The 23,478-nt window shown below is 42.6% G+C and carries 22 protein-coding genes and 1 tRNA gene; 14 read left to right on the forward strand and 9 right to left on the reverse strand.

Annotated elements, in window-relative coordinates; all coding sequences use genetic code 11:
* Window positions 1-3 precede the first annotated feature (3 nt).
* Window positions 4-1,053: an HD domain-containing phosphohydrolase gene (locus SMUL_RS11755; protein ID WP_025345452.1), complete on the forward strand. Its 1,050-nt coding sequence runs from the start codon at window positions 4-6 to the stop codon at window positions 1,051-1,053.
* Here the strand turns inward: SMUL_RS11755 and SMUL_RS11760 are convergent.
* Genes SMUL_RS11760 through mqnE form a run of 4 tightly spaced genes read right to left on the reverse strand, consistent with a single transcriptional unit; the run spans window position 1,050 to window position 5,062 of the window.
* On the reverse strand, window positions 1,050-2,243 hold the full coding sequence (locus SMUL_RS11760; RefSeq protein WP_025345453.1) for an MFS transporter: 1,194 nt from the start codon (window positions 2,241-2,243) through the stop codon (window positions 1,050-1,052). The genes SMUL_RS11755 and SMUL_RS11760 overlap by 4 nt on opposite strands.
* Window positions 2,227-2,676 carry a phosphoribosyltransferase gene (locus tag SMUL_RS11765; RefSeq protein ID WP_025345454.1) on the reverse strand — a complete coding sequence of 150 codons (450 nt, stop codon included), beginning with the start codon at window positions 2,674-2,676 and terminating at the stop codon, window positions 2,227-2,229. The genes SMUL_RS11760 and SMUL_RS11765 overlap by 17 nt, the downstream gene beginning before the upstream one ends.
* Before the next feature lie 17 nt (window positions 2,677-2,693).
* Complete coding sequence (locus SMUL_RS11770; protein WP_025345455.1) at window positions 2,694-3,974, reverse strand: NCS2 family permease; 1,281 nt, start codon at window positions 3,972-3,974, stop codon at window positions 2,694-2,696.
* A gap of 23 nt (window positions 3,975-3,997) precedes the next feature.
* Entirely contained in the window at window positions 3,998-5,062 is a 1,065-nt protein-coding gene (gene mqnE / locus SMUL_RS11775; protein ID WP_025345456.1) for an aminofutalosine synthase MqnE, read from the reverse strand.
* 108 nt (window positions 5,063-5,170) lie between these two features.
* On the opposite strand from mqnE, the gene SMUL_RS11780 reads away from it, so the two are divergent.
* Together SMUL_RS11780 and SMUL_RS11785 are read left to right on the forward strand one after the other, a co-directional pair.
* Complete coding sequence (locus SMUL_RS11780; RefSeq protein ID WP_038533375.1) at window positions 5,171-5,575, forward strand: DUF350 domain-containing protein; 405 nt, start codon at window positions 5,171-5,173, stop codon at window positions 5,573-5,575.
* Window positions 5,576-5,580: 5 nt separating this feature from the next.
* Complete coding sequence (locus tag SMUL_RS11785; RefSeq protein ID WP_025345458.1) at window positions 5,581-6,192, forward strand: pentapeptide repeat-containing protein; 612 nt, start codon at window positions 5,581-5,583, stop codon at window positions 6,190-6,192.
* Window positions 6,193-6,243: 51 nt separating this feature from the next.
* On the opposite strand, the gene trpB is transcribed toward SMUL_RS11785, so the two are convergent.
* Window positions 6,244-7,455, reverse strand: a complete 1,212-nt coding sequence (trpB, locus tag SMUL_RS11790) for a tryptophan synthase subunit beta (protein WP_025345459.1) — start codon at window positions 7,453-7,455, stop codon at window positions 6,244-6,246.
* Between the two features lie 72 nt (window positions 7,456-7,527).
* Window positions 7,528-7,603 (reverse strand) — tRNA-Lys (locus SMUL_RS11795).
* A 167-nt stretch (window positions 7,604-7,770) separates the two neighbouring features.
* Here SMUL_RS11795 and SMUL_RS11800 point away from each other — a divergent pair.
* From SMUL_RS11800 to SMUL_RS11845, 11 genes are all read left to right on the forward strand, one after another.
* Window positions 7,771-10,296 (forward strand): [protein-PII] uridylyltransferase family protein, encoded by a 2,526-nt coding sequence (locus SMUL_RS11800; RefSeq protein ID WP_025345460.1) that lies wholly within the window; start codon window positions 7,771-7,773, stop codon window positions 10,294-10,296.
* A gap of 15 nt (window positions 10,297-10,311) precedes the next feature.
* The gene (gene glmS, locus SMUL_RS11805; RefSeq protein ID WP_025345461.1) at window positions 10,312-12,123 is read left to right on the forward strand and encodes a glutamine--fructose-6-phosphate transaminase (isomerizing); all 1,812 of its coding nucleotides are present in this window, start codon (window positions 10,312-10,314) and stop codon (window positions 12,121-12,123) included.
* 19 nt (window positions 12,124-12,142) lie between these two features.
* Window positions 12,143-13,972, forward strand: a complete 1,830-nt coding sequence (locus tag SMUL_RS11810; protein ID WP_025345462.1) for a GGDEF domain-containing protein — start codon at window positions 12,143-12,145, stop codon at window positions 13,970-13,972.
* 9 nt (window positions 13,973-13,981) lie between these two features.
* Window positions 13,982-14,857 carry a radical SAM/SPASM domain-containing protein gene (locus SMUL_RS11815; protein WP_025345463.1) on the forward strand — a complete coding sequence of 292 codons (876 nt, stop codon included), beginning with the start codon at window positions 13,982-13,984 and terminating at the stop codon, window positions 14,855-14,857.
* Complete coding sequence (locus SMUL_RS11820) at window positions 14,854-15,225, forward strand: HIT family protein (RefSeq protein WP_025345464.1); 372 nt, start codon at window positions 14,854-14,856, stop codon at window positions 15,223-15,225. The genes SMUL_RS11815 and SMUL_RS11820 overlap by 4 nt, the downstream gene beginning before the upstream one ends.
* Before the next feature lie 78 nt (window positions 15,226-15,303).
* Window positions 15,304-16,620 (forward strand): M99 family carboxypeptidase catalytic domain-containing protein, encoded by a 1,317-nt coding sequence (locus SMUL_RS11825; protein WP_025345465.1) that lies wholly within the window; start codon window positions 15,304-15,306, stop codon window positions 16,618-16,620.
* Between the two features lie 30 nt (window positions 16,621-16,650).
* Entirely contained in the window at window positions 16,651-17,892 is a 1,242-nt protein-coding gene (locus tag SMUL_RS11830) for an EAL and HDOD domain-containing protein (protein ID WP_025345466.1), read from the forward strand.
* Between the two features lie 48 nt (window positions 17,893-17,940).
* The gene (locus tag SMUL_RS11835; RefSeq protein WP_025345467.1) at window positions 17,941-18,147 is read left to right on the forward strand and encodes an Rdx family protein; all 207 of its coding nucleotides are present in this window, start codon (window positions 17,941-17,943) and stop codon (window positions 18,145-18,147) included.
* A 112-nt stretch (window positions 18,148-18,259) separates the two neighbouring features.
* Window positions 18,260-19,351: an ion transporter gene (locus tag SMUL_RS11840; protein ID WP_051492697.1), complete on the forward strand. Its 1,092-nt coding sequence runs from the start codon at window positions 18,260-18,262 to the stop codon at window positions 19,349-19,351.
* Window positions 19,320-19,820, forward strand: coding sequence for a TrkA C-terminal domain-containing protein (locus tag SMUL_RS17570; protein ID WP_148295300.1), 501 nt, complete (start codon window positions 19,320-19,322; stop codon window positions 19,818-19,820). The genes SMUL_RS11840 and SMUL_RS17570 overlap by 32 nt, the downstream gene beginning before the upstream one ends.
* Window positions 19,817-20,512 (forward strand): potassium channel family protein, encoded by a 696-nt coding sequence (locus tag SMUL_RS11845; RefSeq protein WP_025345468.1) that lies wholly within the window; start codon window positions 19,817-19,819, stop codon window positions 20,510-20,512. The genes SMUL_RS17570 and SMUL_RS11845 overlap by 4 nt, the downstream gene beginning before the upstream one ends.
* Here the strand turns inward: SMUL_RS11845 and SMUL_RS11850 are convergent.
* The 3 genes from SMUL_RS11850 to SMUL_RS11860 are packed head-to-tail and all read right to left on the reverse strand — an operon-like array spanning window position 20,507 to window position 23,341.
* On the reverse strand, window positions 20,507-21,418 hold the full coding sequence (locus tag SMUL_RS11850; RefSeq protein WP_025345469.1) for an AEC family transporter: 912 nt from the start codon (window positions 21,416-21,418) through the stop codon (window positions 20,507-20,509). The genes SMUL_RS11845 and SMUL_RS11850 overlap by 6 nt on opposite strands.
* A 2-nt stretch (window positions 21,419-21,420) precedes the next feature.
* Window positions 21,421-21,756, reverse strand: coding sequence for a translation initiation factor (locus SMUL_RS11855; RefSeq protein WP_025345470.1), 336 nt, complete (start codon window positions 21,754-21,756; stop codon window positions 21,421-21,423).
* A complete protein-coding gene (locus SMUL_RS11860) occupies window positions 21,746-23,341 on the reverse strand; it encodes an ABC-F family ATP-binding cassette domain-containing protein (protein WP_025345471.1) in 1,596 nt (531 codons plus the stop codon). Before SMUL_RS11860 ends, SMUL_RS11855 begins: the two co-directional genes overlap by 11 nt.
* Between the last annotated feature and the right edge of the window lie 137 nt (window positions 23,342-23,478).

Genomic DNA, 23,478 nt, shown 5'->3' on the forward strand with positions numbered 1-23,478 from the left:
CGCATGGAAACCATCCTTATCGTCGATGACACGCCTGAAAATCTTATGATTTTAAGTGAAATCCTTAAGCCTTTCTACACGGTTAAAGTAGCCAACAATGGCATAAAAGCGCTCAATCTCATTGCAGCAGGCCATATCCCCGATATTATCGTGCTGGATGTTATGATGCCCGAAATCAGTGGCTATGAAGTCTGCAAAAAACTTAAAAATGATCCGCTCACACGTAACATTCCCATCATTTTTGTCACGGCGCTGAGTGAGTGTAAAGATGAAGAAGAGGGGCTGAGTCTTGGCGCAGTGGATTACATAACCAAACCGGTGAACGCGTCCATTGTTTTGGCGCGTATCAAAACGCAAGTGAGCTTGATTCAGTATCAGCGCAATTTAGAGCAAAAACTAGCAGAGCGCACCGAAGAGATCGTGCTTACACGTATGGAGGTCATTCGCCAACTTGGGCGTGCGGCGGAGTACAAAGACAATGAAACGGGCACGCACATTTTGCGTATGAGTGCTTTCACGAAAATTATTGCTCAAAAAATTGGGTTGGATAATGTCAGAGCCGAACTCATCTTTCTCTCCGCACCCATGCACGACATCGGAAAAATAGGTACTCCCGATTACATTTTGCGCAAAGAGGGAGCACTGAGCGCAGAAGAGTGGAAAATCGTGAAAGAGCACCCACTGCAAGGCGCAGAAATCATCGGAAATCACCAATCCGCCCTGCTTCAAACCGCGCGTGTCGTTGCGCTCACCCACCATGAGAAGTTTGATGGCACGGGCTATCCGTATGGCATTAAAGGATTTAACATCCCTTTAGCAGGTCGAATTGTCGCCATTGCCGATGTTTTTGATGCCCTCACCTCCAAAAGACCTTACAAAGAGCCTTGGAGCGTGGAGCGCGCCGTTGCGTATCTGAATTCAGAAAAAGGAAAGCATTTTGACCCCGAACTGGTCGATGCCTTTTTAGAGTGCATGGAGGAGATCACAACGATTATGGCGCAATTTAAAGATGCTCCTCAAAAAGCTTTTGACGCTTTACATGTAAAGCGTTAAGAGCGCAGTGTACGTTGCAGTCTAAACGCAAAAAAAAGCGTTGCAAAGGCGATCAACGCCAAAAGTACGAGGAAGATATGCCACCCCAAATAGTGATAAAAAACACCGGGTGCAAACGTACCAATGGTTCCTCCTGCGTAATAAAACGACAGATACAACCCATTGGAAATAGCGCGTTTTTCGTGCGCCAGTTTGCTAATCAGCCCCGAAGCAACGGAGTGAATAATAAAAAAGCCTGCACAAAAGACAAACATACCCCCAAACATCACCAGATAGTCGTTAATGTGAAAAATCTGCAACCCCACAACATAAGTTAAAATTCCAAAAATAATCGTCTTCGTTTCATTGCCAAAAAAGCGGATCATCCACAAAATACGAATGGAGATAATAAACCCGATGATGTAGCCTGCATACATCATGCCCACTTTGCCATACCCCATCGTCGAGCTTAAATTTTTAAGTTGAAAAGGGAGAAAATTGAGCAGGGCTTGAAACACAAAGAAGATAAAAAACATCATCAGGTAGATGTTAAAAAAAGTTTTGTTTTTAAGAACACCCATCACTTGGGAAAGTTTGGGTTTGACAAAATCGACCTTCACCTCTTCGCTTAAAAAACTGAGTGCGCCAAACATCAGCACTAAAGCGACGCCCAAAAGCACAAAAAAGAGTCTCCAGCCAAACAGATCACTGAGGATGCCTGAGAGCAAACGCCCAATAAATCCACCCAAAATGGTCGCCCCAATGTAATAACCAATGGCTTGTTGCACTTTATCTTTGGGCGTAATAAAACTGATATAGCTCATCAAAGAGGTCAGCACTGCAGGAATCAAAAGCCCTTGCAATGCCCTGATAGTTAAAAGGATAGAGTAACTACTACTCCACGCGAAGCAGAGCTCTAAAATGCCCAAAATTAAAACCGCATTTCTCAAAAAGAGTTTGGACGAAAAGGTCTCTAAGATATAACCGTAAAAGATCGGTGCAAAACTCAGCGGTAACATAATCACCGTGGTAAAAATGACCGCCTCAAAACGACTGAGGTCAAACTCTTTTTCAAAAAGGGGTTGGATGGGCTGAACCGCGTAAAGGGTGCAGAGGGTTAGAATCGTACAGGTATAGATGATGAGAAGTTGATGGTGAATCAAAAAGTGAGCAAGGGAGTTTGCACTCCCGTGTCTATTTGATGTTGTCAATTTGAAAATCCCAGAAAAACTCGATCCACTCAGTGGCTTCACGCGCAGCAAAATCGGGACGAAGCAGTGCTTTTTCTTTGTAAAAAACTGCCGCGATTTTAAAATCCACGTCAGGATACTTCGCACCAAGCACACGCTCGATCTCGATCATCGTCTCGCCGCTGTCGATGATGTCATCGACAATCACCACACGTTTGGCTTTACTCAAATCTGGGATATTAAAAATTTTGATGGTATCGAGCTTCCTCGTCTCTTCATAATGCACCGAATTGATGGCGTAAAGATTGCGCATCTCCAACGCTTCTGCTAAAAAATGACCTAGGGTCATACCACCACGTGCCACCGCTAAAATAACATCAGGGTTATAAGGCTTGATCTCTTTTGCAAGGGTGTTTACATCTTCTTTAAACTCTTCATAACTGTAATAACGCAAATAATTTCCTTTTAGTTTTATTGGACAATAAATACGATTAAACTGACAAATGTTAAGAATACAATACCAAAATTAATATCTTGGTACTCTTTTTTAATTAACTTTACGATCAAATACGAAATCAACCCGAACGCAAGACCGTTGGTAATCGAGAACGTTAGTGGCATCATAATGACAATTAAAAACGTTGAAACCGCAATGGCTGTGTCTTTAAAATTGACATGGGAAAGCTCACTAAACATTAAAACACCAACCATCACCAAAACAGGGTAGATTGCATTTTCAGGAATCGCTTTAAACAGTGGCATCATAAAAAGTGTTAAGATGAAAAACAGCCCTGTTGCGACCGCTGTTAAGCCCGTTCTTCCGCCCTCTTCCACGCCTGCGGCACTCTCCACAAACGAGGTTGTGGTTGAAACACCTAAGAGTGCACCCGCAGCCGTAGCAACTGCGTCCACTTCAAGCGTTTTTTGAAGCTCTTTGCCATCGTCTTTAAAAAGCCCCGCACGATACCCAACACCCGCAAGGGTACCAATGGAATCAAACAAGTCTGTAATCAAAAAAGTAATTACCACAGGAAACAGCGCTAAAGTAAGGGCTGATGTTACATCAAGCTCTAAAAAGATCGGGCTAATCGAAGCTGGCAGGGAGAAAAACTCTGTCGGATACGGTGCAATACCTGAAACCCACGCAACAACCGATGTCGCAAGAACTGCCAAGATAAAAGCACCTTTGAGCTTCCATGAATGAAATGCAAACACCAAAACAAGCCCAAGCACGCCCAAAAGAACATTGGGATTTTTAAAATTTCCCACCCCCACTAAAACGGCAGGATTGGCGATAATCATGCCCATACTTTTAAGGCCAATAAACGCAATAAACGTCCCAATACCCGCACTAATCGCACGTCTTAGATCAATCGGCACACTTTTCATAATCCACACACGAAGTTGTGTGAACGAAAGAAGTACAAACAAAGCGCCCGAGATGAAAACAACGCCAAGAGCCGTTTGCCAAGGCACTTTCATCCCCAAAACCAACCCAAACGTAAAGTAAGCGTTAAGCCCCATTCCAACGCTCATCGCGATTGGAGTATTTGCCCAAAGACCATTTAAAATGGTCGAAAAAATGGTAATCAAAGCGGTCGCTGTGATCAACGCCTCCATTGGCATACCCGTTTTGCTCATAATGATGGCATTCACAGGCACAATGTACATCATGGTCAAAAACGTCGTAAAACCAGCTGTAAACTCAGTTTTAACCGTCGTACCATTTTTTTCAAGTTTGAAAAAGTCCAAAGTCGATCCTTTGTTGAAGATATTTAGTAAATTTTGAGTTCGTTGTATAAACTATCGCGTTCAACGGGTGTAAAGCCACTCGTTTCGATCAACTCTAAAATGCTCTGCAACCCAAGTCCTTTAGCACTGTTGGCTCCAGCAGCCGATTGGATCGCTTCGGCTTCAATCGTTCCATCCAGATCATCCGCGCCATACTCTTGTGCAACTAGAGCAAGATTGATCGTGGAAGTTGCCCAGTACGCCTTAATGTGCTTGATGTTATCGAGCATCAAACGGCTGATCGCAAAGGTTTTGAGAATTTCAGTAGAGCTTAAAAAATCGTCTACATGTAAATAGTTATTGTCACGCTGATAGACAAGAGGAATAAACGCGTTAAAGCCATTTGTGCGGTCTTGCAGGTCACGAAGGCGAAGCATATGGTCGATGCGATGTTCGCGTTTTTCCACATGTCCAAAGAGCATCGTCGCATTGGACTCATGCCCACGTTTGTGCCAGAGTTCATGGATCTGCAACCATTCGGCGGAGCTTACTTTGCCTTTGCAGACATACTCGCGCACTTTTTCATCAAAGATCTCAGCGCCACCACCGGGCATCGAATCTACGCCATACTCGATCATCTTGTCGATGACCTCATCAAAGCTTAGGTGATATTCCGTTGCCAAGAAGTTGATCTCCGCCGCCGTCAACGCCTTTACATGTAAAGAAGGAAAACGTTCTTTGATTTTGGAAAAAATCTCCATATACCACTCAAATCCCGCATCAGGATTATGCGCAGAGACCACATGCACTTCGGTAATGTGGTTGTTTTTAACCGAGTTGTCCAATATGCTCAAAATCTCTTCGTGGCTCATGGTATAAGGATTTGGGTTTTTACGGTTGGCTGAAAAAGCGCAAAATTTGCAGATGTCTTTGCAGATGTTCGTGGGGTTAATGTGTCGGTTGACATTGAAAAAGACTTTGTTGCCATGAAGCGCACGCCTTCTTTGGTTGGCGTATTTGCCTAATGTAAAAAGGTCAAGATCGTAGAGCGCAACACCATCTTCTAACGTTAATCGTTGATTATTTTCTAGCTTCTCAATAAGAGTCATAGGATACTTTCATGATTTGAAATAAAGATGGATTTTAGCAACATTTTTTATAAACGTAGGTTAAAGTATTTTTGTATCTTTAGGTATAATTAAAAGAAAGGTCGTACCATGATTTTTCACTATTTGCTCTCCTTTGGGTTTTTCCTCGTAACCTCACTTGCCGTGCTCGCACTCTTCTTCTTTCTCTACGCAAAAGTCACACCGTACGATGACTACAAAATGATTTTTGAAGAGAATAACACTGCCTCGGCACTTGGATTTGGCGGCGCCATATTGGGGCTCTGCATTCCTCTTTACAGCGCGCTTGTCAACTCTATTTCCTACCTTGATTTTGCCACATGGGCGATCATCGCGATGGTGGTTCAGCTTCTGTTTGCTTTTGGCATGACACGTTTAGGTGGTAAATTCTCCGTTGAAAGACACATCAGCAATGGCGATGTTGCCGTAGGCGTTTTAATGGCATTTATGTCGATCGCGATTGGTTTACTTAACGCTGGGTCAATGAGTTATTAAACGTTATGGGTGCGCCTTTAGAGACTATTAGCGACCGTATGGATGTCTTTGCAGAAACCTTTAAAGGGGCGAAGCTGCAGGGTGTAAAGATCACCAAAGCGGAGTTTGATGACTGTACGTTTGTTTCGTGTGATTTCAGTGAAACAGTTTTTTCTTTTTGCAAATTTACCGAATGCCGTTTTGAAAACTGCAACCTAAGTCTAATGAAACCAACCAATACCAAAATGAGCGATGTGACGTTTTCATCGTGCAAAATGATCGGCATTGACTGGACAAAAGGCGACTGGAAAAGCCTGCTCAATCCCTATCCACTTCGTTTTCACGAGTGCATTTTGGATGATAGCAACTTCTTTGGATTAGCGCTAGATGGCATCGTGATGAAAGAGTGTCGCATCAAAGAGGTCGATTTTAGGGACACAACACTAAGAAGAGCTGATCTGAGCGGCAGTGATTTGAAAGGGTCGTTATTTAACAACACCCATCTGGAAGGGGCTAATTTTATTGACGCGCAAAACACAATGATCGACATCCGAACCAATCACCTTAAAGGAGCCATTTTCAGGCGATTTGAAGCACTATATCTTCTCGAATCTATGGGCATTGTACTGGTAGATTGACCTTTACATGTAAAGAGGCGAAGAGGCTATCAAAACCTCTTCGTAACGCTTTTACATGTAATCTTCTGGCTTATAATTAGCGACCACAAAATCAATGTCTTTATCGCCTCGTCCACTGAGGTTAACCAAGATCGATTCATACGGTTTTTCTTTCGCAAGTTTCATTGCAAATGCCACCGCATGCGCACTCTCAAGCGCAGGGATGATGCCTTCATAATGGCTTAGATCGTAAAAGGCTTGAATCGTCTCTGCATCATTGGCGATGCCGACTTTGGTGCGTGCGATGGAATTCAGATAAGCGTGTTCTGGGCCAACGGATGGGTAATCTAAGCCACTCGCAACCGAATGCACCGCGGCGGGCTCACCCGCTTCATTTTTGAGCATAATGGAGTTAAATCCATGCAAAATACCCTCGCTTCCATAGGTCAAACTTGCGGCATGTTCGCCGAGTTTTGTCCCTTTGCCTCCGGGTTCAACGCCGTACATTTCGCACGGATCGTCGATGAAGGCGGAAAAAAGTCCCATCGCGTTACTGCCACCACCAACGCAGGCGACCAAGTTATCAGGTAAATTTCCTGTCATCTCAAAAAATTGCTCTCTGGCTTCGATGCCGACCACACTTTGAAAGTCTCGCACCATCATCGGAAACGGATGAGGACCTACGACAGAGCCGATACAGTAGATGCTGTTTTCAGGGTCTTTAAGGTACGCCACAAACGCTGAGTCCACCGCTTCTTTGAGTGTTTTAGCCCCAAAGGTTACGGGTACTACTTTCGCACCCAAAACACGCATACGAACCACATTAGGATGTTCTTTGGCGATGTCGACTTCACCCATGTGAATCTCACACTCTAACCCAAAATACGCCGCCGCGGTAGCGAGCGCCACGCCGTGTTGCCCTGCTCCTGTTTCAGCGATCAATTTTTTCTTGCCCAAGTATTTGGCTAAAAGCGCCTCGCCCATGCAGTGGTTGAGCTTATGCGCTCCTGTGTGGTTGAGGTCTTCTCGTTTGAGGTAAATTCTAGCACCTCCAATAAACTCGCTTAGACGTCTGGCATAATACACCGGTGTCGGGCGACCTTGGTAATGCTTGCGAATGTCACGCAATTCGCGAATAAAATTGTGTGAATTACCGATGGTCAGGTACGCCTCTTCGATCTTTTTAAACTGCTCTTCGAGTTCAGGTGGTAAAAACGCGCCACCAAATTTTCCAAAATAGCCTTTTGCATCAGGAAACGCCTTCAAATAGGGCTTTTGTATCATTTTTGTCCTTTACATGTAAAGATTTGATGAGGTATTATAGCTTAGAATGGTTGAGGGTGAAAACGTAGAAAATGGTGGTCCGTGTAGGCTTCGAACCTACGACCCCATCATTAAGAGTGATATGCTCTACCAACTGAGCTAACGGACCAAGTAGTGTTGTCAAAGTAAAATGCTACTCCCATCTTGGTAAAACGAATGTTAATCCTTAATTTTTTTTGCTAGCACAATTTTGTCACAATTTTATTACACATTGTGTTAGAAACAAGCTTTTTTTTAGTATGATAACTAAGAGCAACATGAAACTAGGAATGTAGAATGGATATTGAAGAGATTATTGAAGATTTAATCGACCAAAATGCAAACGATTTTGAAATTTCCAAGTTGATTAAAGAGCATATCAAGAGCTATCTTGGCTCGCTCAATGAGATATTTGTTGAAAATCAAGGCAAAGACTTCCTCGTTAAACATGCCAAAAAAATCGACCAATTTATCATCCTCATTTACAAATACACCCTGCGCAAATACTTCGGAAACTACATGCCGTTTGTCAACTCCATTCCCGTTGTTTTAGTCGGCATGGGAAGCTATGGAAGGGAAGAGCTGTGCGTCTATTCCGATGTGGATTTGATGGTGGTTTACAAAGCCCTTCCCGGTTATAACATCGAGCCGATGGTGCAATCCATGCTCTACCTCGTGTGGGACGCAGGGATCAAACTCGGGCACCGCACCCACAAACTTGAAGAGCTCGTTCCTGCAAGCAATCAAGACCTGACCATCAAAACCGCGATGCTGGAATCTCGCTTTTTATGCGGTTCAAAACTCTTGTGGATGGAAACCGAGCGGGAACTTTTAAAAATTCAACGCTGGCAGAAAAAAGAGGTTATCGCGCAGATCGTGAATGCTTATGAAGAGCGTCGCTCAAAGCATCCGATGAGTATGGAGCCCAACATCAAAGAGGGTGTGGGCGGCTTTCGTGATGCCAACACGCTCTCGTGGATCTGTAAAATTCTCTTTGGCAGTATTCGCATTCGTGACCGTGTGCCTGAGATCATCGATGAAGAGGAGTATCGGGAGTTTCGAAGCTCTTTGGAGTTTTTATTTCGCGTTCGCTCAGCCCTTCATCTCAGTGCCAAGAAAAAACAAGATGTGCTTAACCTCGAATTCATTCCCGATGTAGCGGAAAAGCTGGGGTTTGAGAACAAAATATTGAAAAATGCCCAGATGCAACTCGCCTCAAAAACAATGTCAGCGATGCACACCATTGATGTTACATGTAAGATTTTTATGCGCAAACTCACCGCCTCTATTTTGAGTCAACCGACACGCTTGAGTGCCCTCAAAAAGGGACGCGTAGAAAAAGGGCTTTACGTGGTTGATCACTGTGTGTATGCCTCACTCAAAAAGCCAAGCCCCAGTTTGAGTATGGTATTAGCGGAACTGCAACAGTTTGATGACCCAAAACTGAACTTTGACATCAGCTACGTCCATTACATCAAAAGTGCTCATTTTACGTCGCACAATTCAAAGAAAATTTACAAGCAATTTCGCGCCCTCCTCTTTCAACACAATCTTTACACGCTTTTCAGCCTCTTGTACGAAGCTTCCCTTTTACAACAAGTGATTAAGCCTGTACGCCAAATCCTCAATCTTGCGCAGTTTGATGGTTATCACAAACTCCCTGTGGACATTCACTCCTTGCACACGCTCTATCATTTGGAGAACATCAAAGAGCCGTTCATCAAATCGCTTTTTGATGACCTCTGTCCAGAAGGTCGAGCTTTGATGAAACTGGTCGCGTTTTTGCATGACATCGGCAAAGGAAGAAAAGGCGATCACAGTGAACTGGGCGCTAAAATTTTCAGAGCGTATGCGATGAAGTTAGAGTTTTCAGAACAAGCGATTGAGACGGGAATAACGCTTATTAAGTACCATACGCTGATGAGTAATACGGCGAATCGTGAAGATATTTACGATGAAAGAGTCGTGCTTGCATTTATCTCAAAACTGCAAAGTCCTCAAATCTTGAAGATGCTTTATATCCTTACCTATGCCGATACCAACGCGGTCAACGACAACATTTACACAGGATTTGTCGCCAAATTACTGCGTGAGTTTTACAACTACAGCCTGGATATGTTTGACAAAGAAGAGCTCATCGATGAGACGACAAAACGTCTGCGTAAAGAGAACAGTCTCAAAAAGAGTCCTGAGTTTTTAGCCCTCTCCAAAGCGCTTCAGAAAAAAACGCTCAGCGTGCAGTCGAACTTCTTCTTTCTCAAACAAAAAACCAGTGCCATTGTGCAAATCGTCAAAGAGGCGGAAGAGACACCCATTGACTCGTATCGTTACAAAATCAGCAATGAAGATCACCTCAGCATTAATGTGATTAGGGGTCAAGCCTTTAACATCGGGTATCTTTTGGGAAAACTCACCTATTTGGATCTTGTTCAGATGGACATCTATAAACTCTTTGATGGCAAGAAATACTTCCAAATCGACTTTAACGAAAAGGTTGAGGCGTGCGATATTGAACTGATTTGTGAACTTGTCGACAACTCGTTTGATATGAATAAAAAAGTGTCGCTGAAAAAGCCCATTATCCTCAAAGGGGAGATCGAGATCAACTGCGAACACTCCAAATCGTATGCGCTGATGCACGTCAACACCAAGAACCAACACGGGCTTATGGCGTACTTTATGAGTGTCTTTGATGAGCATGGTATCGACATTGCAATGGCGAAGATTCAGACCATCAAGAATCGGACGCGAAACCTGCTTTTAATCGAAAAAACAGGGCTTTTATGCGACAATGGAAAAGATATTTTAGACTATTTTTATTAAAAAAAGGTGACGTTTATGTGTGGAATTGTTGGCTATATTGGAACAAAAGAGAAGCGAAATTTTTTAATCAATGGACTCAAAGAGCTCGAATACCGAGGCTATGATTCAGCGGGAATTGCGGTGCTTAAAGAGGGTGAAATCACTGCATTTAAAGCGACCGGAAAACTCTCTAACCTCAGCCATAAAGTGGAGCATTTTAGCTCTTCAGGCTTTGGCGTGGGCATTGGGCACACAAGATGGGCAACGCATGGAAAACCCACCGAAGCGAATGCACACCCACATTGGGGGCAATACTCCTACATCATTCATAACGGAATCATCGAAAATTACAAAGAGATCAAAGATGAACTCTTAAAAGATGGCGTCAAATTTTTAAGCCAAACCGACACCGAAGTTGCTGTTCACCTGTTTGAAAAAAATGTTAAAGAGGTGGGGGATTGCTTTAAAGCATTTGAGAAGACGATTGCTTCGTTGCAGGGCGCGTATGCAATTTTATTGATCACCAAAAAAGAGCCCGATGTGATCTTTTTTGCTAAAAATGCTGTGCCGCTGCTCCTTGGTACCAACGCCGAAGGCGAAGTCTACTTTAGCTCCTCCGATGCGCCGCTTGTCGGACTTGTCAATGAAGTCGTCTACTTAGAAGATGGCGAATACGGTTGGGCAAAAGACAAAGAGATTACCCTTCTGAAAGAGTTTAAGCCACAACACCTTGATTTTAAAACCTTAACCCACGACAAAATTTCTGCACAAAAAGATGGCTTTCGTTACTTTATGGAAAAAGAGATTTACGAGCAATCTTTAGTAGTAGCTGAGACATTGATGGGTCGCATTAAAGACAATTCGGTTGTTTTGGATGAACTCTCACATCTTGATCTAAGTAGCATTGATGCGATCAAAATCTGTGCCTGCGGGACGAGTTACCACGCTGCACTCAGTGCCTCTTATATGTTTGAGAGGCTTGCGAAAATTCGCTGTAACGTTGAAATTGCCAGTGAATTTCGCTACAAAGAGCCTTTGCTTGATCCAAAAACGCTCTTTATTGTCATCTCTCAAAGCGGCGAAACGGCAGATACCCTAGAAGCACTTAAAATGGCAAAGCAGAGCGGTATGAGCACGCTTGCTATCTGCAATGTCGATAACTCTTCCATCGTACGCACTGCCGATATGACGATTCTTACGCGTGCTGGCATCGAAAAAGGGGTTGCAAGTACCAAAGCCTTTGCAACCCAAGTCGTTACCCTTTGGCTGTTAAGCCTTTTTGTGGGTGAAGCAAAAGGAACCATTGAAGAATCAATCTTGCAACGTGAGATTGCAGCCCTATTGCATATTCCCCTTGTTTTAAAAGTCAATGAGAGTGTGCATGAGAAGATTCGTCGTCTCTCCAAACGCTATTTGCATGGGCATGGCTTTTTCTTTATCGGACGCGATCTTTTCTACCCGCTTGCGCTTGAAGGAGCGCTTAAACTGAAAGAGATCAGCTATTTACATGCGGAAGGTTACCCAGCAGGTGAAATGAAACACGGCCCCATCGCACTGGCGGACAGTGAACTTTTTACGATTGCCTTAATGCCTAAAAATCTTTTGTACGACAAAATGAAAAGTAACGTTGAAGAGCTAGGTGCGCGTGATTCGACACTGCTCATTATCAGTCCAGAGCCTTTTGAATTAGCCGATGATTTTATTAAAACAACTCCTCAAACACATATGATGAGTGAGTTTTTTGAGATGATGATTATCACCCAGTTGCTGGCGTTAGAGATTTCGATCCGTTTAGGAAACGATGTGGATATGCCACGAAATCTTGCCAAAAGTGTGACCGTAGAATAATTACATGTAAGGAAGTGTGATGCAAAAAAAGCTCTCTTTGGTTATTGTTGGAACGATTTTTATCTCTTTTATGCTGTTGATGGTCATTTTAGCGTTTTCCATTCGTGACCTTGGTATCAAAAATGCGGAAGAGAAAGCACAAATCATTGCGGATCTGGTTCAAGATGGACTCTCCGCGCACATGCTCAGTGGCACGATGGATCAAAGAGAGTTTTTTCTCAATAAAATCAGCACCGCCAAAGGAGTCGAAGCGCTTTGGGTAGTTCGCAGTGAATCGGTCATCAAACAGTTTGGAAAAGGCTTCAATAACGAAGTGGTTCGCGATGAGATTGATGATAAGACACTTAAAACAGGAACCGTTCACAAACAAAACGAAGAGAGTTCACACAGTGCAAAACTGCGCATCAGCACCCCTTACATTGCCAAAGAGAATGGCTCACCTAACTGTATGCAGTGCCACCAAGCCAAAGAGGGTGAAGTTTTAGGCGCGATCAGCATTGTGTTTAATATCAATGAAGTGCGCACCAACGGTGTTATCACCTCCTTAGGCATTTTGTTGCTTTCCATTTTCATTATGCTCTTCATTTTTTTCGTCATCAATCGTTCCATGAAACCCCTGATGGAGCTTTTCGATTCGATTACCTTTGTCATGAACAAAGCGCAAGAGGGTGACTACAGCAGACGCGTTCGCTTTAGCGGTAGCGACAAAGAGTGCCACAATGTGATGTTTTGGATCAATTCACTCCTTGAAAAACTTGAAAATACACTCAATGACATTGAAGTCACCGTTAAAAAGTTTTTAGCCCTTTCACCCAACCATCAACCTGACCTTCTTTTGGATGCACAAGCAATTGTGCACGAGCTCTCCGACATTTATCAGTTTAAACGCACCATCGAATTTGATGAAGACAAAGAGCAGGTGTATCGACGTATTGGTTCTATTTTACAGCACGATTTGGGGCTTGAAGATTTTGTCTTGATCGAATCAGGCAAAGATGCGATCAACCCAACCATTGTCTTTGATGCTTCCAGTCAAAAGCGTACCATTGACCCGACGTGTAGGGCACTTCGCACCAAACAAGCCGTTTATTCCGATCAGTTTAGAAATATCTGCGAATCGTGTGACTCCTGTGCGCATCATTTGTGTATTCCTTATCTGATCAGCAGTGATTTTGAACTTTTGCTTAGCATTTGGACCACGACACCTGAAGCGTTAGCGCACACCAAAGAGCAACTGCCTAAAATTCAAAACTACATCGACGCCGCACGCCCAGAGTTGGTGAGTAAAAACCTGACGGAAATTTTAAAAATCTCCTCTACCACTGACGCGTTAACAGGACTTTACAACCGAAAATACCTGGATGAGTACATCGAAAAAGCGCTCTCTCAAGCCAAACGCAATGGCATTGTGTATGGTATTTTGATGATCGACATTGACTTTTTCAAAATGGTCAACGACACGTACGGGCATGATGTTGGGGATCGCGCTATCAAGGCTTTATCACACATCCTTAAAGAGAATATCCGAGAAGCCGATACGGCCTTTCGCTTTGGTGGCGAAGAGTTTTTGATCTTGCTGTATGAATGCGAAGAGACCATGGTCGAAAATATCGCCAATAAAATACGTATGGCCTTTGAAAAAACACCGATTCAATCCAATAATGGAGCGACTTTTAACAAAACACTCAGTGTGGGTGCATCGATTTTTCCTAAAGATTCAGACTCTATTTGGAAGTGCATTAAGTTTGCAGATATTGCGCTTTATAACGCAAAAGACAGCGGTCGTAACTGTATTAAACGTTTTGAACTCAATATGCTTGATGAGCAAGAGCTCAAAAACGCCTTCTAAAACGCCTGTATGAAATTTTACCGTGTCTATGTTGAGCTCACCAATATTTGTGGGCTCAAATGCAGCTTTTGCCCGCCTCAAGTCATCCCATCGCAGTCGATGCCGCCTGCTTTTTTTGAGCATATCTTAGACGAACTTGCTCCCTACACGAAGGAGATTGCGTATCACATGGGTGGCGATCCACTCACGCTTTCGCAGTTAAAAGCCTATTTGGATCTTACATGTAAAAAGAATTTTAAAGGCGTGCTCACGACCAGTGGCTACTATTTGGGCAAACATGACCTTCACACGCTGATGCACCCCGCACTCAAGCAGATCAATATTTCACTCAACAGCTACAATAAAAACAGTATGCCACTCTCGTTTGAAGCATACATGGAGCCTATTATTGCACTGTGCAGGCTTAAGAGGGAGCAAAATCCAAACCTTTTTATCAACCTTCGTGTCTGGAATATGGACGCCTCTCAAAGTGAAAAAACCTTCAATGAAAGGCTCTTTACTTACCTTGAAACCGCCTTTGACATCCCTTTACATGTAAAGCGTCTTTATGAAGAGAAACCTCGTTCCATCAGGCTTGAGAGCAAGATTCTGCTTCATTTTGATCACTACTTTGAATGGCCCTCCTTGGACTCTTCGCATCACTCGGAAGGAAAATGCTTAGGACTGAGCTCACATTTTGGTATACTCTCTAACGGAGCTGTTGTGCCGTGTTGTTTAGACAAAGATGGGGTGATGGAGCTGGGGAATTTACATGTAAACTCACTGAAAAGCATTTTAGAAACCCCAAGGGTTCACGCCATCATCGATGGATTTAAACACCACAAAGCTGTGGAGCCTTTATGCCAAAAATGCCACTATAAACACCGATTTGAGGAGAACGAATGAGCGAAAAACTCTACGAAAATAGCTATTTTTATATATTACGTGAAAATGCCACGATTCCGTGGGTCAAGATTTTTACACAACATCCCTACAAAGAGCTCAGCGATTGCGACCCTGAGACCCAAGCAGCCCTGCTAAAAGCGATGCTCGTTGTTGAAGAGACGATGCGTTTTTACTACAATCCTAAAAAAATCAACATTGCGATGTTTGGCAATTATGTACCACACCTGCACATTCACATCATGGCACGGTTTGAAGAAGATTCACACTTCCCTGAGTCGATGTGGGGCGTTAAGCAACGTGAAGCGACCCTTTTCCTACCGAGTTTTGAGAACTTTGTGACCATTTTACACAGCAAATTAGCCTCCTAGGCGTACTTTTGGGTAGAATTTAATCTCCCTTTTGCTAAGCTTTTTGGAAAAAATTTAAACTAATTATAAAGATACTGAATGAAAAAAATCTCTCTGGGCCTTTGTCTGTTACTTTCAACGTACGCATTTAGCGCAAATTTACACTACTCACTGATCAAAAAAGAGAGTGGCAAAGCGGGCAGCACGCTGCTTGTTATTGGAGGTATTCATGGCGATGAACCTGGCGGTTATTTTGCACCTATGCTCCTTGCTAAACATTACAAAATTGAGAGTGGCAATCTTTGGGTCGTTCCAAACCTCAACTTCGATAGCATCGTCAAAAATGCTCGTGGCATTAACGGCGATATGAACCGTAAATTTGCCAAAGTAGAACCCAAAGATAAAGATTTTGAGATCGTGATGGAGATTAAAAAGCTGATCCTTCAGCCTAAAGTAGACTTAACACTCAACCTCCATGATGGGCAAGGTTTCTACCGTGCTCGGCAAATCAACAAAGACTTTAACCCAAAAGCGTGGGGACAAGCAACCATCATTGATCAACAAAACATGCCCCATGCCAAATACGGAAACCTTGCAGAGATCGCTAAAAAAGTCAATCAAGAGACCAACGTTGATCTCATCGAAGATGTGCATGAGTTTAACGTGAAAAACACCAACACCAAAGCGCAAGATAAGGCGATGCAACAAAGCCTGACCTACTTTGCGATTACCCATAACAAACCCGCTTTTGCGATTGAGACCAGTAAAAATATCACGGAGCTTTCACACAAAGTTTTTTACCAACTCAAAACCATCGAAAAATTTATGGACGAGATGAATATTAAATATACACGCTCGTTTGAGTTATCGCAAGAGACCATCAAAAAACTCTTAAGTGATGATGGCATGCTCGAGATTCCACCGACCAAAATTACATTGGATCTCTCAACACTGAAGCCTTATATTAAATTTTTTCCAATGAGTAAAGAGGCATTGGTGTATCATAGTACCAATCCTCTTGTGGCGGTTCTTAAAGAGAAAGATGAATACAAAATCATGAATGGCAACATCTTAGTTTCCAAACTCAAACCTGACTTTTTTGAGTTTGAGGACTCGTTAAAGAGTGTTGGATTGATCATTGATGGTCAAAAAAGCAGTGCTAAAATTGGCTCATTGATTAGTGCTAAAAACAGTTTCCAAATTGACCCTATTCAGGGGTATAGGATTAATATGATTGGTTATTCTAAAGAAGGTGTTACGAGTGAAGGTGGCATCCACGTTACCCCAAAAGACTTTATGGAAAATTACGCCATTGATAAAGATGAAACCACCTATATGGTACAATTTTACAAAGATAAAAAGTTTTGCGGTATGATCAATATTAAATTTGAAGATGAGAAAAAAAGCAAAAAATAGCCTTCCGTAGTATTAAAAAAGGAGCGCCATGTGAGTACCTATGTCGGTAGGCAACCGATTTTTGACAAAGAGGGTGTATGCTTTGGGTATGAGCTCCTCTACCGCTCATGCGATGCCAACAATGCGGCAACCTTTCAAGACAATGCCAAAGCCACGGCGCGCGTTATTGTCAACCTCATTCACAATATTGGATTGGCTCCTATTATTGGCAACAAGAAAGGATTTATCAACGTCGACGAGACGATGCTCTTTAGCGATGCGATTTTACTACTTCCTAAAGAGCACTTTGGTTTTGAGATCTTAGAGCATACCAAAGTCTCCCTCGCCCTTTATGAGCGCGTCAAACACCTTCATTCGCTTGGGTATCATTTTTCACTGGACGATTTTGACTGCAGTGATACGATGATCAAAAACTATGAGCCCCTTTTTCCGTACATTGAGATCATTAAAGTTGACATTCAAGCCATCACCCTTCCCCATCTTTCAGAGTCCGTTGAGAAGATTCAAAAGTACAACATCCCTCTTTTAGCCGAGAAAATTGAGACGCACGAAGAGCATGAAGCCTGCTTACAACTGCCTTTTCAGTTTTTCCAAGGTTACTTTTTTGAGCGACCTATCATTTTAAGCGGTCGTAAAATCGAACCCCATACGGAAAATGCGTTAAGGCTGATCACCTGTATTCAAGAAAACAGCGATGTTCTCTTCATCTCTCACAAATTTGCAACCTGCCCTGATCTTGTCTACAACCTGTTGCGCCATGTCAACTCTGGCGCGTACCATTTTAAACAAAAAATTACCTCCATTAAACAAATGGTAACCCTTTTAGGCCCTCAAAAAATCACCTCATGGTTGGGACTTTTCCTCTATGGAACCCCGCACAACCGCCCTTTTGGCACGGAGATCTTTAACAACGCCAAATTTCGCGCCAAAGTGATGGAGGAACTCACCCTTACATGTAAAAAACCAGAACTTGCCAACAAAGCCTTTTTAACCGGCAGCCTCTCGTTGATTGACGCGTATCTTAGCATTCCGATGTATGAGTTTTTAAACCATGTTCAGCTGGATGATGAGATCAAAACGGCACTGCTTTTTCGCGAAGGCTATTTAGGAGAATTGCTGAACATAACCATTGAGATGAACCATGCGAATGACGCAGAAGAGATTCTTAAAACACTCAAAAACAACCCCTGCTTTAGTGCGAAAGAGCTTTATGAAGCGTGTATGAAAGCCACGATCTTTGTCGAAGAGAGTGAGCAAGAACATGAAAGTTAAGGAGATAAAATGGAGATAGTCATTTTTTATTGTACCCGTTGAGGTTATATGCCACGAGCTTTCCGTGTGAAAGATGAAATTTTAAGTGCGTACCCCAATGCCAATGTAGCGTTAAGTCCCAAAACAGGCGGTTTTTTTGATGTTGTCGTCAATGAAAAAACGCTTTTTTCAAAAACAGAGAAAATTGGCACCACCATGGAGCGTTTTCCTGAAAGTGGCGAGATCGTTTTATTGCTTCAAAAAGCAGGTTTTTAACCTTTACATGTAAAGGCTTCTATTTATTAGAGTTTTTACAGAACTCTTGGTGCTTTTTACTTCTTGCAAAATGAGTTTTGTAAGAAGTCTATTATTTTTAAAAAGGTTTATCGTGGGTTATTTAACAAGCTATTGTGTACGATTTGCCTATTTTTTAGAGGCGTCAGCTCGTTATCATCGCGCCAAAGAGTTTTGCAGAATGGTTTTGGAACACCAACATTCCAAACTCAAATTTTATTTCGATATTTTTATGGTTGCTTTGGTGGTCATCAGTGTTTTGTTTCTTCTGTATGAAGTCAAACATCCCGATGGGCACCCTTTTTTAGATGCATTTGTACAGTTCTCTTTGGTTGTTTTTATTATGGAATACCTGCTACGTTTTTGGATTTACTCCGATAGTCACAAACTCTTTTTAGAACGTTATGAGTATGCGATCAACAACAACCTTCCTTTTTCACTCCGCCAAACCCTGTATATGGTTGTAAAGAAAAAAGTGGAATACGTCTTTTCACCTATGGCGATTATCGATCTTTTGGCGATTCTGCCAAGTTACCGTCCACTACGTTTTTTGCGTATTTTCTTGCTCTTTAGAATTTTTAAACTCTTCCGTTATGCCAGAAGTATGAAAACATTTACAGCGATCATTACAGAGAAAAAGTTTGAACTTTTCACCTTAGCGATCTTTGCCAGCTTTGTGATTTTTACAGGAAGCTCCGCCATTTATATCTTTGAAACACACCAAAATCCTAAGATCAACACCCTTTTTGATGCGCTCTACTGGGCGATTGTCACGATGGGTACGGTAGGATACGGCGACATTGTTCCTGTGACGACCGAGGGAATGGTTGTTGCGATGATTCTTATCATTTTAGGTATTGCCACCATCGCTTTTTTAACATCCATCATCGTATCCTCGTTTCAAAACAAGCTGATCGAACTGAAAGAGAGCCGCCTTTTCTCTGAGATCGAAAAACTGGAAAATTATATTGTTATTTGTGGCTATGGACGTGTTGGCGAAGTGGTCGCGAAAATGTTGCATGAAGATGGCTATAAACTGGTCATTATCGATAATGATGATGAGAAGATAAAGCTGGCACAGCAACGTGGACTCATCGGTATTGTTGCCGATGCTTCCAAGAGTCGCATTTTAGGCGAGCTAGGTGTTGGTCAGCGTGCATCACAAATTATTTGTGCAACCCAATAGCGATGAGCTCAATGTCTTTATCACCCTAACCGCTCGAAGCCTGAGCAAACAGATTATTATCATTGCGCGTGTGATCAAAAATACCCATAAAAAGAAGTACTTTTTAGCAGGGGCTAACTACGCATTTAGTGCCGATGAGACGATAGGACTTATGGGAGCACTTTACATTACGCAACCGATTTCCTATGTAGCCCTTGATGAGATGGTGACTGAAAACACGGGTGTTGTTTTTGATATGCTGCCTATTCACGAACATGCTTATTTTGTTGACAAACCCCTTGAAACACTGGAACTTCAAGACAAACATCTGATACTTTTTGGAATTTTACGAAAAGAGTCTGAACCTGTATTCCAGTTCAATCCAAGTCCTAGTTTTGTGCTTCAAAACCATGATATTCTGATTGTTATGGGGCGTAAGCACCACATTAATGCCCTGCGCAAACTGAATGACAAAGGAAGCATGCGATGAGAGAAAGCAAAATTCTCCTTTTTGGCTTTAGCCGATCTGCCATTGAAATTGGAGCCAGACTTAAAGCGCAAGGGTTGGCATTTATCTGTATTGACAATGACGCAAGCCTTCTGCCTAAAGCTAAAAAATTAGGGTTTGAACTGCTGATTGCAGACTACAGCGATGACGAAACGCTTTTGAGTTTGGGCATTGGAGAGGATGTTAGCTTTGTTTTCACTCTTTTTGATGAAGATGTTCACAATGTCTTTTTAACCCTCTCCATTCGATCCTTAGATCCAAAAGTGCAAATTGTCTCTACCACGCACACCAAAGATGCCATTCATAAGCTCGAAATTGCAGGTGCAAGTACCATTTTAGACCCGTATCAGATTTGTGGAAAACGTATCTATAAGCTCATCACACAGCCTGAGATTATGCAGGTGATTGATGCGACTATTTTTGGTGAAGAGGATATTAATATGGAGCAGATCACCATCACTGCCCATTCACCGCTTAATGGGTTACTGCTCAATGAGTGTTACCCCACAGAGCGTTACAATATGCTACTCATTGGCTTACACGACAAAGAGCTCAAAAAAGAGTTTCTCTTTATCACCGAAGGGCATAACCACAAGTTAGATCAGGGCGATATTTTAGTTGTGATTGGAAAAAGTGCTGAGATTGAGCGCTTTAGAATGGATTTTAGTCTATAAAAGGGGTACGATCAAAAAGAGTGTTCCCACACAGGCTAACGTCTCAAGCGTCGTAATGGAAGCCATCAAAGAGACATCGCCACCCAGTTCGCGCGCTAAGATATGCGAAGAGGTCGCCGTTGGCATCGAAGCAAACAAAATGGCAATGCTCAAACTCATACCAGAGAGTCCAAACAAAAGCGATAATCCATAAGCAATCATAGGAAAGAGAACCAGTTTTGCCACGGTTGAGACAACGAGCTCTTTTTTAGCCTCTTTCAGATACTTAAGCTCCAACCCCACACCCACAGACAAAAGTCCCATAGGAAGGGCTGCATGACTGAGGATGGAGACACTTTTTAGAATGAAAAGAGGCACTTCCACGCCCGTAATATTGATCAAGCCACCGATCGCACACGCACCAATCAAAGGATTTTTAATGATCGTTTTGAAAAACACCATCAGTGAAAATTTTCCCTCACGCAGATAAATAGCAAAGACCGAGATGCACAAAACATTGATAAACGGAATGGCAAAAGCGATCACAATGGCAGCTAAAACCAACCCCTCAACACCGTAAACCGCATTGACAAGGGCTAAAAAGACATAGGTATTAAAACGAATGCCGCCTTGCACGATTGAGGTAAACGCCCTATTTTCAAAATGGAGGATGAGATTCAGCATGATCAAAACAACCAAGATGGCAAAAATGCCTCCCAGTGATGTGGCAACCAGAGAGAGGGTGTACGTCAAATCGATTTTGGCAACGGCTAGCTCATACACCAAAAGAGAAGGCATCAGAACATAATAGGTGAACTTATCCATCTTGGGCCAAAAATCCGTTGAAGGAAATTTCGCATGCTTAAACGCATACCCCGCAAAGATGATCAAACAGATCGGTAAAAGAGCACCCAGTACGTAATTCATGCTTATCCCTTAAAGCGAAATTCCTCAGCCATTAAAATCATTTTGAGTTTTTCGCGACATTCGCCTTGAAACTCCATCCACGATTCTTTACATGTACCGCCACTGCCAAGCTTTTTTTTGACTAAAGAGCAGAGCTTTACCAGTGTTTCTTTCTCCAGAAAAAAAGGACCCACGATTGAGACAGGTTTGCCTTGGCGCTTTTCCATTTTTAACACTAAAAAATGCTTTGTTGGCAGTTTGATCTCATGAGTCGTTGAGGAAGCTTTCTCTTCCTCAAACTGCCATGCGGTACCTCGATCTAATGCAGAGACGATGGAAAAGAGGGGCTTATTTGCCATGCGTCTCTCTAAAGGCTTCGTAATCGCCTTTAAAATCAATCATCGTTCCATCCGCATGGAGTTCAATGATGCGGTTTGCAAACGCGTCAATAAGCTCCCTATCGTGTGTGACACAGATAACATTACCAGGGAATTTATAAAGCCCCTCACCCAGAGCGATAATCGCTTCAAGATCAAGGTGGTTATCGGGCTCATCAAGGACTAAAAAGTTACCTCGTTGAAGCATCATTTTAGAGAGCATCATACGGTGTTTTTCACCACCACTGAGCTGACTCACACTCTTTTTTTGCTCCTCACCAGAGAAAAGCATACGCCCTAAACACTTTCTAATTTCGTCCAAATCTTTTTTATCATCGTACTGTTGCAACCACTCAAAGAGTTGAAAATCTCCCGTGATCATATCGGTAGCATTTTGAGGGAAATAGCTCGACGTGATCGTAGCACCCCATTTTACACTACCCGTATCAGAATCAAGTTGTTCCATAAGGATGTTGCACAGTGTCGTTTTACCCACACCATTGTGTCCAATGAGGGCAATTTTTTCACCTTTTTCCACTTTGAAGCTGATGTTATGAAGTACTTTTTGATCCCCATAACTCTTCTCGATGCCTTCGACGTCCAAGACTTCGTTGCCAATGTCACGTCCCATGCGAAACACAATGCTTGGATCTCTGCGCGAAGAGGTTTGGATGTCTGCAATGTCCAGTTTTTCAAGTCTTTTTTGACGTGAAGTGGCTTGTTTGGCTTTAGACGCATTGGCAGAGAAGCGTCTTACGAACGCTTCAAGATCTTCTTTCTCTTTCAATTTCTTATCGCGATCAGTCTCTTGCTGTTTCGCAATCAAGTTGGCCGCTAAATACCACTCATCATAGTTACCTGAAAATTCACGAATTTTCTTAAAATCGACATCTAAGATATTGGTCACAACTGAGTTAAGGAAGTGTCTATCGTGCGAGATGACAACCATCGTGCCTTCATGGCGAATGAGTTGCTCTTCTAACCACGAGATCGCTTCAAGATCTAAGTTGTTGGTAGGCTCATCGAGAAAAAGGACGTCAGGTTTTGGGTAGAGCACTTGGGCAAGCAAAATCTTAAACTTATCGCCTCCGGTGAGTTCACTCATTAACGTCTCTTGTGCATCAACAGGAAAACCTAAAGAAGCCAAAATTTTCTCGATATTCACTTCCACTTCATACGTCGGATCTTCTTCCGCACAGATGATCTCTAGCTCGGCTAAACGATCATTGACCTTCTCATCGGAAAAATCGCCCGTAACATACAAGTGCTCTTTTTCTTTAATCGCATCGTACAGTCTTTTGTTACCGTACATAACGGCATCTTTGAGCGTAAACTCTTCAAAAGCGTACTGATTTTGATTTAAAACGCCGACACGAAGACCATTTTCAATCGAAATATTGCCACTCGTTGCATCAATTTGCTTCGACAAAATTTTCAAAAAGGTTGTCTTACCTGCACCATTCGCACCGATAAGTCCGTAACGTTTGCCTTTGTCAAGCTTTAAACTAATATTTTCAAATAAAAGCTGATGCGCAAAACGCATCGTTAGATTGTTCACTTCGACCATAGATTCTCTCTTTGTTTTTCGCGGATTATAGCACTATGTTGCTTGTTTCAAAATTTAGCATACACAAAGTCACCTACTCTCTTAAAAGAAAACCTTGGTCCTTTGGTTCAAAAAATGTTACAATTTAAAATGCTTGA

Origin of the sequence: Sulfurospirillum multivorans DSM 12446 (assembly GCF_000568815.1) — a bacterium.
Taxonomy (GTDB): Bacteria; Campylobacterota; Campylobacteria; order Campylobacterales; family Sulfurospirillaceae; genus Sulfurospirillum; species Sulfurospirillum multivorans.

Coding starts and splice junctions, on each gene's coding strand:
- SMUL_RS11835 (WP_025345467.1), top strand. CDS start 17,941: ATGCCACGAGCTTTCCGTGTGAAAGATGAAATTTTAAGTGCGTACCCC.
- SMUL_RS11800 (WP_025345460.1), top strand. CDS start 7,771: ATGGATATTGAAGAGATTATTGAAGATTTAATCGACCAAAATGCAAAC.
- SMUL_RS11825 (WP_025345465.1), top strand. CDS start 15,304: ATGAAAAAAATCTCTCTGGGCCTTTGTCTGTTACTTTCAACGTACGCA.
- SMUL_RS11755 (WP_025345452.1), top strand. CDS start 4: ATGGAAACCATCCTTATCGTCGATGACACGCCTGAAAATCTTATGATT.
- SMUL_RS11815 (WP_025345463.1), top strand. CDS start 13,982: ATGAAATTTTACCGTGTCTATGTTGAGCTCACCAATATTTGTGGGCTC.
- SMUL_RS11820 (WP_025345464.1), top strand. CDS start 14,854: ATGAGCGAAAAACTCTACGAAAATAGCTATTTTTATATATTACGTGAA.
- SMUL_RS11860 (WP_025345471.1), bottom strand. CDS start 23,341: ATGGTCGAAGTGAACAATCTAACGATGCGTTTTGCGCATCAGCTTTTA.
- SMUL_RS11785 (WP_025345458.1), top strand. CDS start 5,581: ATGGGTGCGCCTTTAGAGACTATTAGCGACCGTATGGATGTCTTTGCA.
- trpB (WP_025345459.1), bottom strand. CDS start 7,455: ATGATACAAAAGCCCTATTTGAAGGCGTTTCCTGATGCAAAAGGCTAT.
- SMUL_RS11845 (WP_025345468.1), top strand. CDS start 19,817: ATGAGAGAAAGCAAAATTCTCCTTTTTGGCTTTAGCCGATCTGCCATT.
- SMUL_RS11780 (WP_038533375.1), top strand. CDS start 5,171: ATGATTTTTCACTATTTGCTCTCCTTTGGGTTTTTCCTCGTAACCTCA.
- mqnE (WP_025345456.1), bottom strand. CDS start 5,062: ATGACTCTTATTGAGAAGCTAGAAAATAATCAACGATTAACGTTAGAA.
- SMUL_RS11850 (WP_025345469.1), bottom strand. CDS start 21,418: ATGAATTACGTACTGGGTGCTCTTTTACCGATCTGTTTGATCATCTTT.
- glmS (WP_025345461.1), top strand. CDS start 10,312: ATGTGTGGAATTGTTGGCTATATTGGAACAAAAGAGAAGCGAAATTTT.
- SMUL_RS11810 (WP_025345462.1), top strand. CDS start 12,143: ATGCAAAAAAAGCTCTCTTTGGTTATTGTTGGAACGATTTTTATCTCT.
- SMUL_RS11855 (WP_025345470.1), bottom strand. CDS start 21,756: ATGGCAAATAAGCCCCTCTTTTCCATCGTCTCTGCATTAGATCGAGGT.